Source organism: Acinetobacter sp. NIPH 298 (assembly GCF_000369505.1).
Lineage (GTDB): Bacteria > Pseudomonadota > Gammaproteobacteria > Pseudomonadales > Moraxellaceae > Acinetobacter.
In genome coordinates, this window is record NZ_KB850055.1 from 740,996 (window position 1) to 756,091 (window position 15,096).

The following is a 15,096-nucleotide window of genomic DNA, read 5'->3' on the forward strand; positions in this document are numbered from 1 at the left end:
ATGTCTTCAATGTCCCCGATCTGGACAACAGCTTGCCCAGATTGGGAAAAGAGGATTTTAGCGAAAGAATCGCTAATCGCTTTTGAGCCGTTGTTTCCTGCTGAAGCTGATATGGCTTTACGTGTTTTTAAGGAATTGATTGTTGTTGATGTGACTGGAAAGCCAACAATTGGTGAGATCACAGCACAATGGGTATTTGATTTCGTTGCTGCAATTTTTGGTGCTTACGATTATCAGAGCAATCAGCGATTAATTACTGAATTTTTCTTGTTGATTAGTAAGAAAAATACTAAATCAACGATGGCAGCGGGCATCATGCTTACTGCGATTATTTTAAATAGTCGTGAAGCCGCTGAATTTATTATCATCGCACCGACAAAAAAAGTAGCAGATAACAGTTTTACACCGCTTAAAAACATGATTCGGGCTGATCCTGAATTGAATGCTTTGTTTAGTGTTTCTGAGCATACAAGAACAATTACTCATCGTTCGACTAAAGCTGTTTTGATGGTTATTGCTGCTGAAACTGGATCAAGTGCAGGCGCAAAGGGTGCATTCATTTTGGTGGATGAGCTTTGGGTTTTTGGTGAACGTGCTAATGCTGAATCCATGCTTGAGGAAGCAACAGGCGGTATGGCTTCTTTTCCTGAAGGATTTTTGATTTACCTATCGACTCAATCGGACAAGCCGCCTGCTGGAATTTTTAAGAAAAAATTGGATTACGCTCGTAAGGTGCGAGATGGTGAAATTGTTAATCCATCGTTTTTACCTGTTCTGTATGAGTTCCCGCAGGAAATAATTGATGATGAAAGTTATCTGAATCCTGAATTTTTTTATGTCACAAATCCTAATCTTGGACGTTCAACTCATATCCGATTTTTAACCAATAAGTATGAACAGGCTCAGGAAAATGGTGATGAGTCTATTCAAATATTTTTAGCTAAGTATTTGAATATTGAAATCGGTTTAAATAAACGAGCCGATCGTTGGGCGGGTGCAGACTTTTGGCAATTATCAGCCTACAAGGATAAGTTATTCATCGAATCAATTCTTGATTTGAGTGAGCTTTGCACCGCTGGATTTGATGGTGGTGGGCTTGATGACTTGTTTGGTATGGCAGTAATTGGTCGGGATAAAAATGATCGATCAAAATGGTATTGCTGGAATAGAGCTTGGGCGCATCCAATTGTTTTAGAGCGTCGAAAAGATATTGCCCCAACGTTAAAAGATTTTCGTGATCAAGGTGATTTGGTCATTGTTGAAAATATTGGTGATGATGTGCATCAAGCAGCTCAGATTTGTAGGCGAATTTATGATGCTGGCAAGTTTCCTGAAAGGGCAGCAATAGGGCTAGATAAATTGGGGATGCCGTCTTTACAAGATGGATTACTTGAGCAGATTCCTTTTGAGCTTTTGATTGGTGTGCCTCAAGGATATCAATTATCAGGTTATGTACAAACAACTGAGCGAAAAGTGGCAGAGGGTAAATTTTTACATGCTGGACAACCAATGATGAATTGGTGTGTGGGTAATGCAAAGGGTGTTTATCAGGGTAATGCGATGACGATCCGCAAGCAAGAATCGGGAAAAGCCAAAATTGATCCATTGATTGCGATGTTTAACGGTGTAGCTTTGATGTCTATGAATCCAGAGCCTGCAACAAAGAAATACAACATCTATTTTGCATAATAGATTTCAGTTTTAACAAGCGACCTTTTTAGGTCGCTTTTTTTTGGAGTTTTAAAAGTATGAAGCTCGCTTATAGCTTGCTCAATATCAAGTCTATTGATGAAGAGCAGTGGATTATTGAGGGGATCGCGACAACGCCTGCACCTGATCGAGTAGACGATATTGTTGAGCCTAAAGGTGCGCAATTTACTTTGCCAGTTCCTTTTCTTTGGCAGCATTACCGAGAAAAGCCAATTGGTTATGTGATTGAGGCAACGATCACGGATGAAGGAATTAAGGTCAAAGTTCAATTGGTTAAACCAAGTGAAGTTGAGTCGCTTGAATTAAAAGAATTGCTTCAAAAGGCTTGGGACAGCATTAAAACAGGTTTGGTTCGTGGTATGTCGATTGGATTTAGTGCAATTGAGTACGTCGAAATCTCAGGCACTTGGGGCATACGTTATACGAAGTGGGATTGGTTAGAGCTTTCCGCTGTGACAATTGCAGCAAATCAAGAGGCGACGATAACAAGTGTTAAATCGCTTTGTCAAAAAGAATTTTCTGAGAAGAAAACGGATACAGAGAAAGAAAAATCTGTGCCTTGTGTTAAGCCCGAAATAATTCAAACAGATAAGCCAAAAACATGTGGTGTAAAGCTGTTTGAAATATCTGAATCAAAATCTACTGGAGTAAAGTTCGCATGACTTTAAAAGAGCAAATTGCCAAAGCTCAGGCAGCGATTAATGAGCGTAAAAAGAAAATGGCTGCTTTAATGACTAAAGCTGCCACTGAAACTGGTGCAACTCCAGAAGGAGAAACAGAAACTGAAATTCAAGGTCTTGAGACGGAACTCAAAAATCTTGAATTAAATCTATCTCGTTTGCAAAACTTGGAAAAATCTCAAGCCCAATGGGGTGAAACTACAACTCCTGTAGCAGGTGATACTCCAGAGCAAGGTGCTGGTTCAACACAAGGGCAAAATGTGATTGTCGAATCTAACCTTGAGAAAGGGATTGGATTTGCTTTAATGGCTAAAGCTTTGACTGTAGCTGCACACAGTAAGGGTGGTGTGACTGCAAGTGAAGTTCTTGAATCTTGGAATGCGCCTGATGTAGTTAAAAATGCATTGCGTCAAAAGGCTTTGATTGGTTCGACCACAAATGTGGATTTTGGTGCGGCATTAGTTGATTACCAGAATTTAACAAGTGAGTTTATTGAGTTGGTCCGTAAAAAAACGGCTGTCGATGAGCTTGCTTCCAAAATGCGCCAAGTGCCTTTTAACATTAAAATGCCAAAACAAAATAGTGCTGTAAGCGTTGGTTGGGTAGGTGAAACGAAGCGTAAACCAACAACAAACCCGACCTTTGGCTCAGTAACTTTGTCTAAATCTAAGGTTGCTGGAATTGTATTATTATCAGAAGAATTAGTGCGGTGGTCTAATCCAAAAGCTGATCGTTTAGTTCGTGACGATTTCGTTGAATCAACTGCTCAATTTATTGATGCTGACTTTTTTGATCCAACAAAAACTGAAACAGATGAAAGTCCTGCATCTGTTTTAAATGGTGTCACAGCTATTCCGAGTTCTGGTAACACTCCAGCTCAAATTGAAGCGGATTTGGTAGCTTTGATGGAATCTGTAACGAATGCGGGTGGAACATTAGCTGGAGCGACATGGGTAATGTCTGAAACCCGTGCTGCAAAACTTAGTACCTTGCGTGATGCATTAGGCAAGAAGTATTTTGAAGAAATGAATATTACTGGATCACGTTATCTTTATACTTTGCCTGTTCTAGTTTCATCAGGTTGTGATGATAAAATTGTTTTGGTTCTACCAAATCAGATCATGATTGCTGATGATGAGTTCATGGATTTTGCAGTTAGTACAGAGGCTAGTATTAATCTCGGTACTGATGCTGATCCGCAATGGGTAAATCTGTTTGAGCAAAACTTAATGGCAATTCGAGCTGAACGTTTTATTCGTTGGAAAAAGCGACAAGATTTTGCTGCTGGTTATATTCAATATTCTTAACCCATTTTTTTGTCTATCAAAGCAGTCCTAAAAAGGACTGCTTTTTTATATGTTGAGGGTTGGGAAAATGCCAAAAATTGAATTATTAACTGATCTTTGTTCAGGTCCAGTAGGTTCAATCATTGATGTTCAAGACTATGAATTCAATGTGTTGGAAAGGCTTGGAGTTGCCAAACTTGCTGATTCAACCAATTCATCTAAACAGGTTGAGCATCAAATAGTATTTGAGCCAATTGATTTGAAAGGATTGTTGCTGAATCTGAATGGAACGCCTGTTGTAGATGATTTTGGTGCTTTAGTTCCTGAGCTAGCAGTTCAGAGTGTTCAAAAAGCAGCTAGTAAAGGTGGGAAAAACACTAAAAAAGGTGAGTAAATGGGCGTATTTAGTGGGTTATTTCGTAAAAAGTCCATGTCTCCAGTTCAAGGCTCAAGTGGTTGGAGTCGTATATTTGAGCCATTTATGGGCGCTTGGCAGAGAAATATTGAGCTTAAAAAAGAAGATATTCTCTCATTTCACGCTGTATTTTCTTGTATTTCCTTAATTTCTAAAGACATTGGCAATATGCCTTTAGAGCTAAAAAAGAAAGATGGTGATATTTGGGTAAAGGCCAAAGATGAAAATCTAAAATTTTTGGAAAAACCTAATCATTTTCAAACGATGCAACAGTTTTTAGAATTTTGGGTTATATCAAAGTGTCGGAATGGTAATACTTATATACTCAAGCTAAGAAATGCGTTTGGTAAAGTTGAACAACTTATTGTACTTAATCCAGATTTGGTAAAGCCTTTAGTAAGTGATAAAGGTGAGGTTTTTTATCAGATCAGTGTTGATGTACTAGCTCAACAATCTACCCCAGTTATTTTACCAGCTTCAGAAATCATTCATGACCGTTGGAATTGCCTTTATCATTCTCTAGTGGGATTAAGTCCTATCGTTGCTTGTGGTTTGGCTGCGGGGAATGGTTTGGCAATTCAAAAATATGGTGCAACGTTCTTTAATAATATGAGTCGCCCAAGTGGAATTTTGACTGCACCAGGGCGTATTTCTGATGAAGATGCAAAAATGCTTGGTGAGCGTTGGAAAGCAAATTATTCAGGAGCAAATATCGGGGGTACTGCAATTCTAGGTAGTGATATGAAATATATGCCTATCAGTGTTGCTGCTGCTGATGCTCAACTTATTGAACAGCATAAAATGAGTTCTGAAGTTTGTTGTTCTGCATTTCATGTGCACCCTTTCAAGATTGGTTTTGGTGCTATCCCGCAGGGTTTGAAAGTAGAGGATGTAAATCTTTTGCATTTTGGCGACTGTTTGCAAAATCCTACTGAAGCGATTGAAAACCTTTTAGATGATAGCTTTGGCTTAAAAGCGATGGGCTATGAAGTCTTTCTAGATGTAGAAAATCTGATTCGCATGGATTCATCATCAAAAATGGATTATTACACCAAGGGTGTTAAGGGTGGAATTATTGCACCGAATGAGGCGCGTATTAAATTCAACCTCAAACCTGTTGATGGTGGCTGGTCTGTTTACCTACAACAACAAAACTTTAGTCTTGAAGCATTATCAAAACGTGATGCCAAAGATGATCCATTTGCTAGTAGCAAAGGAGGTAAAGATGCCGCTAACAGTGAATGATGTCGCGGTCCACCTTCGTTATGACATTGATGATCAAACGATGACGGATTTGCAGGGTTTGTTAGATGTTTCAACACAAGCTGTGCATGATCATATAAAAGCAAAATTTGATGCTGATAACAAAGTGCATCAACGAGCAATTTTACTACTTTGCGGCTATTACGATAAATACCGTAACGTGGAAACAGGTATGCCAATGTTTGGTGATTTCTTGCCTGATCCTGTGCGTGCTTTGCTCAATCCGTACTATGTGCCTTTGGTGATGTGATATGTCTGAATTTGAGCAATGGGTTAAATCAACGAGCCATTATCAAATATTGCTGCTGATTCATGGTGAGCGTTTGTTTATTAAAGATGGCGGTCAATTAAAGATGGCGGTCAATTCAATTGGCTTATGAGGCTTGGACGAAATGAGTTGTTCAGGATGTGAGGTAAGACGTGAGTGGATTAGACAAAACACCGAGCGAGCAAAGCTCAAGCTGCAACGGCTGTTGCAACAGCTTAGTTCCAGAACTGATCAGCGTGTGTCGGGAGTTAGTTCAAACAGTCAACACTCAGAACGAGGTTATGGCTCAGATCATGAATCAAAACAATGAGCTGATAGCTCAACGTTTAGATGAAGATGCTGATAATGAGCAGCAATATTTGAGTGAGTGATTATGTCTGGAATCAACGCTGGTGAACTTTGTCATCGTGTCATTATTCAACGAAATGTGAGTAATGGCGAAAATGAATATGGTCATGCTCAACCTGCTAATTGGCAGGTTTTTTTAATATTATGGGCTAAGGTTTCTCCATTATCCGCAAAAGATTTGATAGCTGCACAGGCTGCACAATCCCAAGTCATAGCACGTTTAAAAATACGGTATCGAACAAATATTGATAGTTCTATGCGTGTTGTGTTTCGTGGTGAAATCTATGCAATTGATAGCCCTGCTTTGAATGATGATGAAACAGGGAATATCTACAGCACTTTTTTACTTTCAAAGGGGGTAGAAAAGTTTAAGGAGTCTTGATGGATTCATTTTCAATATGGCAGGGTGAACAGCAAGTCACTCAAAAGTTAAGGCTTTTGGCTGATAAAAAAGTCGTGAGGCGGATTACTCGTAAAGCGGCAAGACGGGGCATGAATATTGTTCGTAATGAAGCAAGACAAAATGCCAAGATGATTGATGATCCTGAAACAGCAGCAAATATTGCCAAAAATATTAAAGTTGCATCTGGTCGTGTCCGAAATAAAGATGTGATTTCAATGCGTGTTGGTGTTGATGGTGGTGCGGCTTTCAATGGTCGCCCAGCAAAAATTACGAGTGGCGGTGATACACGGCATTGGCGCTTTATTGAGTTAGGTACTGCGTATATCCCCGCTATTCCATTTATGCGAATTGCCTTTTACAACAACATTGATTCAGTGATAAGTACCTTTGCACAAGTCTTTAGTGATGAACTTGATCTGGAGTTAGCGAAATTATGAGTATTTTGCCAATTAAACCGATATTAAAAGCAAGTCCATCAGTAACAACATTATTAGGTACTAATCCACGCATATATGAGGATATTGCGCCAGAAGGTACTGAAGTTCCTTATATCGTATGGCAGGAGTTAGGCGGGCAGGCAAACAACCATTTAGATAATGCACCTGCAAATTTTGATGATGTGCAATTTCAGGTCATGGTCTATGACACTTATGTGGGTCGAGCCTATGAAGTGCGTGAAGCGGTGCGTAAGGCATTAGAAAGTTACTGTTTTATTTTGAATCCTCGAATTAGCGGATTTGATCCAACTACAAAACAATCTATGCGCGGATTCGATGCAAATTGGATTCAAGAAATTTAATTTTTTTAGTAGATACAGGCAGCCATAAGGCTGCTTTTTTATTGCCTATAAGGAGCAAAAACTCATGGCTAAAAAAGGTATTTTAGGTAAAGGTACTGAATTCTGGGCATTACATGGCACAACTGCTACGCCCACATTGACGAAATTACTCTGTCTTAAAGCATTTGACTGGGGTGATGAAAACTATGATGAAATTGACGATAACTGTTTAGACAATCCAGACGTAGCCACAAGTCAATTTGTACTTGGTAAGCCTGCTGATGGTTCTGTTGCGATTGATACCGATCCAACAAATGCAACGCACCTTTTATTGCTTGATTTAGCAGATAGCCTTGAGCCATTTGTAATTTATGCGGGTTACTCGGATGGTACAGGCGTTCCAACAGTAACAGGTAATGTCGTTGATTTGCCTGATACTCGTTCTTGGTCATACGCCACAGTCAATTTACGTAAAGGAAAACCAGTTACTGAGGCCAATGCCTTAGTAAATCATTCTTTACCTTTACGTCGCCAATCTAAAATCATTGATGAATGGAAAGTGCCATGACCTTGAAGTTAAAATCACTTAAAAAAGTGACCAAAGTCGCTGCACCAGTTGAGCGTACCGTGACTTGGTCGGTAGAGGTCACAGATGAGAATCTAGCATTTATCCAAGAAAATACGGGTAAAGCTGATTTAAGTCTGAGTGAAATGGTTGAGCTTTCGGGTCAAGTCTTTATTAAAAGATTGAGTTATAAAGATATCCAAGAGACAGCAAAAGCTTATGATTGGGATATTGACTATCAAAATATTGAAAATTCCACAATTAAGTCTATTGATAGTCGCTTACTCCGTGCAGCTCAATTGCTTGGATCAGTTTGTGAAGACACTAGCGGTAAAATGTTCTATGAGTCGATTGATGATATTTATGATTCTGATCCGATCTTTATTGAAGCGCTTTATAAAGTTGCAGATGGTGTCAATAATTTTTCGGGAAAGTCTCAGACGAAGAGTTCAGTGAAAACGAATTCTGGTGTGAACTTGTCATCAACGGAATCGGTGGACGATCAATCGAAGAAGCCAAGCGAACCTTAACCAATGATGAGCTTCAAATATGGCGAGCGTATCGTGATAAACGTGGCTCGCTTTTTGTTGGTCGAAGAGTTGAGCAAGCTATGGGTAACTGGATGGCTTGGTATCACAATGCCAAAGTTTCAGAAGAGCATCGAATTGATGCCACTGAGCTGATGCCGCATGAGGATGTTGTGGAAACTTCATTTGAAGAAGAAGCAATGAAGCGCAGACAGAGACAGCAATAGCATGTTTAAAACCACCTCCAACAATCATATTTTTTAGCAGGCATAGGTCATAACATACCGCTTAGGTTGTTGCACTTTTGAAAAAATTGGATTAGGCTTTTTAAGTCACAGCAAAATCTGTGATTTGGTTTCGCATCCAAATATTCGAAAGGGCATATAGCCGCAATAGCGGTTTTATTTTGCCTAAAGCTTTTTGCAATCTGCAAAAAGTGCCCGCTACGGTGGGTTAGGCAGGAGCACTTCGGTGCGCCAGCCCCTTTCGACTGGTAATGCGAATCCTGCTTAACTCGCCACCCAATATTTCGCATTTATTTGGTGGTGATTATTCCTAAAATCGAAAGGAGTATTCATCATGGATACAAAACCAAAAATTGTTAAATTCAATAATCAGCAAGTTCCAGTATTTTTTCATAATGAAAAACCATATGTGGTAATGAAACCAATTTGTGAAAATATTGGTTTGGATTGGCGTTCTCAGCTTAAAAGAATTAAAAGAAATCAAGTTCTTAATCAAGGTGTGGTTATGATGACCACACCTTCAATAAAAGGTGATCAAGATTCAGTTGCTTTGCCTTTGGGTATGTTGAATGGTTGGCTAATGGGGGTTGATGCCAATAAGGTTCGGCTCGAAATTAAAGACACTCTCATCAAATATCAACTTGAATGTTATGATGTGCTCTACAAGCACTTTATGCCTAAGCCACCAAAGCAAATTGATATGTCTATGTATGTCAGCAAAGATGTTCACAATAAACTATCACTAAAATATCACCGTATGTTTAGACAGTACGATGACATGATTGACACCATGCGGGCGCAAGTTGAAGCGATGGAACGTAAATGTCGTAGATATGATTTTAAAATGTTGCGTAGTGCTATCAGCATAGAAGAAGCAGCCAATGTTTTAAAAGTTACTGTAGCCAAAATTAAAAAAGTTTTTCAGGATGAATTCATCATTGAAGAGCGTTGTACTTATGTTGAGAGCAATAAGCCGATATTGAAATTGACAGATCGTGGAAAGTCATTTGATATGGTTTTTATTCAAAACGAAATTGGTGCAAATGGTGTTGAGGAAGTTATCATGATCAATGAAGATGGCATGGCGTATCTCAATGGTCGGGTTTGATTAATAAACCTTTATAATTTAAATGCTTAATTTAAGCCACTCATTGTTGAGTGGCTTTTTTGCATGAGGGTTGTTATTTTCTTTATAAAAATTTGGGAATAACAAGATGTTTATTTTAGTGTCTTTGATGATAGTTGCAGTAATTGCGATTGTTGTTTTTGGAGTTCTACAGAGTCTAAATGAAAAAAAAGAGGGTGTTGAACCAGTTAAATACTCTGTTCCAGTGCCGCCTACTAAAGAGCAAAATCCAAATTGGTATAAGAAACAGGATGAATTTTATCCTACCAAAAAAGTGAATAATACTGGTTTTTATGATTATACAAAACCCGAAAAAACGAGAACAAAGGCATCAATCAATATCGAAGAGCGTATTTTAAGTCAAAAAAAATTTAGAATTGAATATGACTGTAGCTATGATTTTGATAGTTACCCATTTGATATTGTTGGGGAAGCATCATATCAAAACAATATACAAAAATTTGCTGTTCTGAGACGTGGGAAAGGTAGCTTTACGGAAGTTGAAGCTAAAATAGTTAGAGAACCTTGTAATAGTTTTGATAAAAATGCTTGTAGAGTTGATATTAATGGATTAACTGTCGGGTACTTTGCTAGAAACCATGCTGAAAGTTGGGTTAGGTTGCTTAGTAAGTTAAATATTGGGGATACTGCTGAAATATATGCTGATGCGGTAATAACTGGCGGTAAAGATGGTTCTAAGTTTGGTGTGAGATTAAATATACCGTCAAGGATTGCTAATACAGCTAAATATTTTAAGGATGTTAATTAATGAAAAGAATTATTTTGTTTGGGTTATTTTCTTTTATTTCAGGCCTGAGTAATGCGAATAGCGAGGGGAGACTTGAGCAGATTGCTAAAACATTGAGTGGTGATCCAATAAAAGATTATGGGGAAATTGTTTTATCTAAAACAAGTATTGAATTGGCCCCTAGCGAAAATGAATGGGAATTAGGTCAATGTGGTAAAGACAAGTTTACAGGTGTTAAAATTTGCGAAATTAGAAACAATAACCTTACAGTGATTAAACAGAATGGAAGGATTTTAGTTTTTGTTGTTGGTTCGGACTATCCCAATAGAAATGCTGCTTTAAAAATAGATTCCAATAAAACATTTTATGGGAGAGAGGGGGTATTTAACGAAACAAGTCAGATTGTTACACAATTGTCTAAGGGACAGATAGCTTACACTCGTGCAATCAAATGGCCTTACTTGAGTCCGAGAGATAACGAAGTTGATTTGACTGGTTTCAAGGATGCATATGAGCAGATGTTAAAGGAATATGCATCAATTCGATAATTTTGAAGCTTTTAAGTACCGTCTTATAAAGACGGTTTTTTTATGTCTGGAGAAAAGTCATGGCGACAAATCTTGGTACTTTGACCTTAAATTTATTGGCAAATACAGGATCATATACTCAGGGTTTGCGTACTGCTGATGATGCGACGCGAAAGTTCGGTGGTAATAGTCGTGCTGAGCTTGATAGATTGACAGCAAGTATGACGGGTGCTGAGCGTGCTGCTGGTGCAATGGGCGCAATTTTTAAAACTGCTTTAGCAGGAATCACAGTTGGAATCATTATTTCGGCGGCCGACGAATATACACAAATGGCCGCACAGATTCGTAATGCAACTAAAGATACTGCTGAGTATGACTTAGTTCAAAAACATTTACTTTCGACTGCAAATACAACCTATCGTTCATTAAAAGAAGCCCAGCAAGTTTATCTTGATGTTGGTGGTGCATTAAAAGCATATGGTGCTACAACTGAGCAAGCTTTAAGAATCACTGATAGTCTTTCATTTAGCTTCACACATAATGCAACGGCTGTAGATAAAGCAAAATCAGCAACAGATGCTTTTATGAAAAGTGTCTATAGTGGCAAAGTCGGTAGCGAGCAATGGATTAGTATTCTCTCTGCAATCCCCTCAGTTGTTAGCGATCTATCTGATTCTCTTGGAATCTCACAAGAAGAAGTTCTCAGGCTTGGTAATGCAGGAAAGCTATCATCAACTCAGTTAAATGAGGCGTTAGATTCAAGCCGTGAAAAGAGCGAGCAACTTGCTAACAATATGAGTAACTCATTAAATGATGGCTTAAACACTGCTAGAAATGGCTTTACCTTCTTGGCGGGTAGAATAAATGAAACGTTGGGTGTAACCAATAACATGGCCGCAGGGCTTGGGCTGGTTGGTGATGGATTGTCTTATGCTGCAAAAAATATGGATGTCCTTGCGGTAGCGGCTGGTGTAGCAGCTGGCGGAATGGCGTTGAAAATGACACCTGCAATCATTGCTTCTGGTGTTGCGTTTACAGCATCCACTGGACAGGCAATTGCGTATCAGTTGGCTTTAGCTCGTATGTCGGCACAAGCAGCTGGAACTACAGTTTCTTTGACGGTTTTAAGTGCGGCAGCGCGAGGAGCATTGGTATTTTTGACGGGACCAGCAGGCCTTGTAATTGCTGCTGCTTCAGTTGCAGCTGGCTATGCATTTATGACCAATCGTGCTGCTGATTTGAATGCAAAATTGGCAGAACAAGCCTTAGTTGCAGAAAAAGCGGCAAGTGAATTGTCTAAACTAACAGGAACTGAGCGTAAATCTGCAATTGAGGATTTAACAGCAGCTTTTGAAGCTCAAAACAAAGAATTGAAAAATTCTGAGTTTGCTGTTGGTTCTGCATTAATTTCTGTCCAGAATTACGCAAAAGGTAATGTAGAAGTCACAAGAATATCGAATCAGGCGCGATTAGGTACAATCAGCTATACAGAAGCAGTGGAGCGGTTGAATGCTCTAAATATTCCTACTGATTTGTATAATGCGTTAAAAGATCAGGTTGAGCAATATGATAAGAATGTGATTGCTGCTGAGAAGTCAGCGAAAGCATTAAAGATATTCGGCATAGAAGTTCAATTAGTCGGAAATAAAGCTCAAAACTCTGTTGCTGGAATTGATGCAAATACAGCTGCTCTTAGTCGTAATGAGACAGCTGCACGAGGTGCGGCGGTAACACAGTCGCAATATATGGAGAGTTTGCAGAAGTCACTTATTCAAACTCAAACAATTAATAAATTAATTGATAAGGGTTATAGCGTAGATCGTGCCAAAGCTTTAGCTGAAGCATACTTCAAAAATGACGGCACTATTACTTCTGAAGATGTGAGGTTGATTGATGCCAATATTGCAGCAAATGCGAAGCTACAAGGCACTATTGATGCGATTGCTGAATCTAGACGTAAATCAGCAGCAGCGTCAAAAGATGCAGCTTCACAGATGAAAAAGGATTCACAAGAAGCTGAGCGTCTTGCAGATCAGCAAAATATGTTAAGAAAGTCTTTAGTGTATGATTTCTCAACTGACCTTCAAAAGATGAAAATTGATTATGAAGATTTAGTTAAAGATATAGGTGAAGCTAACTTTTCGCCAGCTTTACATAATCAGTTTTTATCTGCTGCAAAAGCTAGATTTGAGGACGAGCAATTTCTTTATAAGATGAAGCAGGCTTTTGAACTTCAAGAACATAAGTTAAATGAAGAAGCAAAAGCCAAAGCGACATTTATTATTGACCAGCAAATCATCGCAAACCGAACTGACATCAATACTGATGAGAAAAAACAGTATTTGAATGCACTGCAAGAAAAACATACTCGAGCAATGGCTTGGTTGAGGCTTGAGCAGAACATGCGTCTAAACGATGCATCACAAGTATTTCAAACTGACATGCAGAATATTGCAGCTAAGCACGAGTTTGAGCGTCAGCAAATCATCTTAAACAGTCAATTTAGCAAAGATGAGCGTCAAGCATTAATTGATGCATCTCGTATAACAGAAAGCATGGATCAAGCCCAAGGGCGGGATGCAGCATTGTATGGGATGTTGAATGCTTCGGGTATTGATACGACACAAGAGGAAGCAGCGGCCCAACGTGCTGAAGCTTTTCAGGCAGCATTGGACTGGCAGTTGATTACTCAAGAAGAGTATCAGCAAAAAATGATTGAAAGTGAAAGTCAGTATTATCGAGCTAAAGCAGCGTTAGGTTTGCAAGATGCAGCGAATACAACTGCTGGAATGGCTGATCTAATGGGAAGCTTACTTGGTAAACAATCCGCTGGTTATAAAGCCATGTTTATTGCATCCAAGATGTTTGCACTTTCCAAGGTAATTTTGAATGCACCTGAAACGTTCTCGAATGTGTATAACTCTGTTTCAGCAATTCCAATGATAGGTCCATATATTGCACCAGTTGTTGCTGGTGGTGCTTTAGCTGTTCAACTTGGTCAGGCCGCACAAATCAGATCAATGAATTTACAGGGCTTTGCCACTGGTGGCCATATTACTGGGAAGGGAACTGGTACAAGTGATGATATTCCGATTTGGGCATCCAATGGCGAATATATGCTTCGTGCGGCCGCTGTTGAAAAATTAGGATTGGCTAATCTTGACTACATCAACCGTACTGGTATGTTGCCGCCCCGATTTGCCACAGGCGGATTAATTGGTAAAGAACGTTTCTTATCAACATCAAGCCAAAGTGATCGGCGTGGTGATGGTGTAAACGTCATTATCAATGTGCCATCTGGCTACACTGCTAATGAAAGTCGTGATGGAAATGGCAATGTGACAATTGATGTGGTGGAGAAATTTGTTAAACAAGCGTTTAGCAATTTAAATCAAGCGAACTCATTTGAATCTAAGCAGATCCGGAATAACTTTAATGTGGGGCGTATACGATGAACAAACTCGATCTTTGCCCACTTCAATCAAGCTATTCGGTCAAGTACGGCACATCAGTTGAACGAATAGTATTAAGCGGTGGGTTTGGTCGATATGTTCAAACTAAAAATGCAAAAAAACATCTTGTAGATGTGGCTTTTACGCTTCGAGAAGATGACTTCATATATTTCAGAGCATTTTATCTAAATTGGCAGCTTAACCCGCTGCCTTTTTTAATGTCTTTAATTATTGAAGACAGCGGATTTAGAGAATATATCACTCAGTTTATGCCTGATTCTTTCTCATTTAATGAGTTAAGCGGAAAAATTTTTAAAGTCTCGGCGCAGTTTGTTGTTGTGACTTCTGAAGTGCTGATTCTGACTTCAAAGCCGTATCCCGTATTTTTTTATGATTCTATTAAATCAAGTGCTCTTCCAGTAAATCCAAGAACATTCGATCCAGTTTTGAACAATGAGAATCTTTTAACGAATTTTTCAGTCAAAAATGCAAAGTATTTATCTGAAATCACTTATACAACTTTGCCTTACGAACCTGTTGATCAAGTTAAATCAGATTTTTCAGTCAGAAATGCAAAGTATCTGTCTGAAATCACTTATACAACTTTGCCTTATGAACCTATCGATCAAATTAAGTCTGCTTTTTCAGTCAAAAATGCAGTGATCAAAGATGTGTTAATTACGCATGAGACAAATGCTGATCTGATGCAATCGGAATTCATTGTGTTAAGTGCCAAGTATATTGAGGAGATTTAA

At 38.9% G+C, this 15,096-nt stretch carries 19 protein-coding genes; all 19 read left to right on the forward strand.

From position 1 onward, the window contains the following. The 19 genes from F903_RS08565 (at position 1) to F903_RS08645 (ending at position 15,096) form a co-directional block, all read left to right on the forward strand. Positions 1-1,689: a terminase large subunit gene (locus F903_RS08565; RefSeq protein ID WP_005196290.1), complete on the forward strand. Its 1,689-nt coding sequence runs from the start codon at positions 1-3 to the stop codon at positions 1,687-1,689. A gap of 59 nt (positions 1,690-1,748) precedes the next feature. Next, positions 1,749-2,372, forward strand: coding sequence for an HK97 family phage prohead protease (locus tag F903_RS08570; RefSeq protein ID WP_005196291.1), 624 nt, complete (start codon positions 1,749-1,751; stop codon positions 2,370-2,372). Beyond that, positions 2,369-3,697 carry a phage major capsid protein gene (locus F903_RS08575; protein ID WP_005196294.1) on the forward strand — a complete coding sequence of 443 codons (1,329 nt, stop codon included), beginning with the start codon at positions 2,369-2,371 and terminating at the stop codon, positions 3,695-3,697. Before F903_RS08570 ends, F903_RS08575 begins: the two co-directional genes overlap by 4 nt. A gap of 67 nt (positions 3,698-3,764) precedes the next feature. Continuing rightward, positions 3,765-4,070 (forward strand): hypothetical protein, encoded by a 306-nt coding sequence (locus F903_RS08580; RefSeq protein WP_005196309.1) that lies wholly within the window; start codon positions 3,765-3,767, stop codon positions 4,068-4,070. After that, entirely contained in the window at positions 4,071-5,336 is a 1,266-nt protein-coding gene (locus F903_RS08585) for a phage portal protein (protein WP_005196311.1), read from the forward strand. Beyond that, a complete protein-coding gene (locus F903_RS08590) occupies positions 5,317-5,604 on the forward strand; it encodes a head-tail connector protein (protein WP_005196313.1) in 288 nt (95 codons plus the stop codon). The genes F903_RS08585 and F903_RS08590 overlap by 20 nt, the downstream gene beginning before the upstream one ends. Position 5,605: 1 nt before the next feature. Continuing rightward, positions 5,606-5,734 (forward strand): hypothetical protein, encoded by a 129-nt coding sequence (locus tag F903_RS16930; RefSeq protein WP_265596654.1) that lies wholly within the window; start codon positions 5,606-5,608, stop codon positions 5,732-5,734. A 40-nt stretch (positions 5,735-5,774) separates the two neighbouring features. Next, positions 5,775-5,993, forward strand: a complete 219-nt coding sequence (locus F903_RS16570) for a hypothetical protein (RefSeq protein ID WP_005196314.1) — start codon at positions 5,775-5,777, stop codon at positions 5,991-5,993. A gap of 2 nt (positions 5,994-5,995) precedes the next feature. After that, positions 5,996-6,352: a phage head closure protein gene (locus tag F903_RS08595; RefSeq protein ID WP_005196315.1), complete on the forward strand. Its 357-nt coding sequence runs from the start codon at positions 5,996-5,998 to the stop codon at positions 6,350-6,352. Further along, a complete protein-coding gene (locus F903_RS08600; RefSeq protein WP_005196316.1) occupies positions 6,352-6,810 on the forward strand; it encodes an HK97-gp10 family putative phage morphogenesis protein in 459 nt (152 codons plus the stop codon). Before F903_RS08595 ends, F903_RS08600 begins: the two co-directional genes overlap by 1 nt. Then, positions 6,807-7,172, forward strand: coding sequence for a DUF3168 domain-containing protein (locus tag F903_RS08605; RefSeq protein ID WP_005196317.1), 366 nt, complete (start codon positions 6,807-6,809; stop codon positions 7,170-7,172). Before F903_RS08600 ends, F903_RS08605 begins: the two co-directional genes overlap by 4 nt. Before the next feature lie 64 nt (positions 7,173-7,236). Next, entirely contained in the window at positions 7,237-7,719 is a 483-nt protein-coding gene (locus F903_RS08610; RefSeq protein WP_005196318.1) for a phage tail tube protein, read from the forward strand. After that, entirely contained in the window at positions 7,716-8,246 is a 531-nt protein-coding gene (locus F903_RS08615; protein WP_005196319.1) for a phage tail assembly chaperone family protein, TAC, read from the forward strand. The genes F903_RS08610 and F903_RS08615 overlap by 4 nt, the downstream gene beginning before the upstream one ends. 80 nt (positions 8,247-8,326) lie before the next feature. Further along, complete coding sequence (locus F903_RS16840) at positions 8,327-8,470, forward strand: hypothetical protein (RefSeq protein ID WP_005196320.1); 144 nt, start codon at positions 8,327-8,329, stop codon at positions 8,468-8,470. Positions 8,471-8,822: 352 nt separating this feature from the next. Further along, positions 8,823-9,596, forward strand: a complete 774-nt coding sequence (locus F903_RS16240) for a phage antirepressor N-terminal domain-containing protein (RefSeq protein ID WP_005196322.1) — start codon at positions 8,823-8,825, stop codon at positions 9,594-9,596. Between the two features lie 106 nt (positions 9,597-9,702). After that, positions 9,703-10,383, forward strand: a complete 681-nt coding sequence (locus tag F903_RS16245) for a hypothetical protein (RefSeq protein ID WP_005196323.1) — start codon at positions 9,703-9,705, stop codon at positions 10,381-10,383. Further along, complete coding sequence (locus F903_RS16250) at positions 10,383-10,910, forward strand: hypothetical protein (RefSeq protein ID WP_005196324.1); 528 nt, start codon at positions 10,383-10,385, stop codon at positions 10,908-10,910. The genes F903_RS16245 and F903_RS16250 overlap by 1 nt, the downstream gene beginning before the upstream one ends. Before the next feature lie 59 nt (positions 10,911-10,969). Beyond that, a complete protein-coding gene (locus tag F903_RS16255; RefSeq protein WP_005196325.1) occupies positions 10,970-14,344 on the forward strand; it encodes a tape measure protein in 3,375 nt (1,124 codons plus the stop codon). Further along, positions 14,341-15,096, forward strand: coding sequence for a hypothetical protein (locus F903_RS08645; protein ID WP_005196326.1), 756 nt, complete (start codon positions 14,341-14,343; stop codon positions 15,094-15,096). Before F903_RS16255 ends, F903_RS08645 begins: the two co-directional genes overlap by 4 nt.

Coding starts and splice junctions, on each gene's coding strand:
- F903_RS08565 (WP_005196290.1), top strand. CDS start 1: ATGTCTTCAATGTCCCCGATCTGGACAACAGCTTGCCCAGATTGGGAA.
- F903_RS08570 (WP_005196291.1), top strand. CDS start 1,749: ATGAAGCTCGCTTATAGCTTGCTCAATATCAAGTCTATTGATGAAGAG.
- F903_RS08575 (WP_005196294.1), top strand. CDS start 2,369: ATGACTTTAAAAGAGCAAATTGCCAAAGCTCAGGCAGCGATTAATGAG.
- F903_RS08580 (WP_005196309.1), top strand. CDS start 3,765: ATGCCAAAAATTGAATTATTAACTGATCTTTGTTCAGGTCCAGTAGGT.
- F903_RS08585 (WP_005196311.1), top strand. CDS start 4,071: ATGGGCGTATTTAGTGGGTTATTTCGTAAAAAGTCCATGTCTCCAGTT.
- F903_RS08590 (WP_005196313.1), top strand. CDS start 5,317: ATGCCGCTAACAGTGAATGATGTCGCGGTCCACCTTCGTTATGACATT.
- F903_RS16930 (WP_265596654.1), top strand. CDS start 5,606: ATGTCTGAATTTGAGCAATGGGTTAAATCAACGAGCCATTATCAAATA.
- F903_RS08595 (WP_005196315.1), top strand. CDS start 5,996: ATGTCTGGAATCAACGCTGGTGAACTTTGTCATCGTGTCATTATTCAA.
- F903_RS08600 (WP_005196316.1), top strand. CDS start 6,352: ATGGATTCATTTTCAATATGGCAGGGTGAACAGCAAGTCACTCAAAAG.
- F903_RS08605 (WP_005196317.1), top strand. CDS start 6,807: ATGAGTATTTTGCCAATTAAACCGATATTAAAAGCAAGTCCATCAGTA.
- F903_RS08610 (WP_005196318.1), top strand. CDS start 7,237: ATGGCTAAAAAAGGTATTTTAGGTAAAGGTACTGAATTCTGGGCATTA.
- F903_RS08615 (WP_005196319.1), top strand. CDS start 7,716: ATGACCTTGAAGTTAAAATCACTTAAAAAAGTGACCAAAGTCGCTGCA.
- F903_RS16840 (WP_005196320.1), top strand. CDS start 8,327: ATGGGTAACTGGATGGCTTGGTATCACAATGCCAAAGTTTCAGAAGAG.
- F903_RS16240 (WP_005196322.1), top strand. CDS start 8,823: ATGGATACAAAACCAAAAATTGTTAAATTCAATAATCAGCAAGTTCCA.
- F903_RS16245 (WP_005196323.1), top strand. CDS start 9,703: ATGTTTATTTTAGTGTCTTTGATGATAGTTGCAGTAATTGCGATTGTT.
- F903_RS16250 (WP_005196324.1), top strand. CDS start 10,383: ATGAAAAGAATTATTTTGTTTGGGTTATTTTCTTTTATTTCAGGCCTG.
- F903_RS16255 (WP_005196325.1), top strand. CDS start 10,970: ATGGCGACAAATCTTGGTACTTTGACCTTAAATTTATTGGCAAATACA.
- F903_RS08645 (WP_005196326.1), top strand. CDS start 14,341: ATGAACAAACTCGATCTTTGCCCACTTCAATCAAGCTATTCGGTCAAG.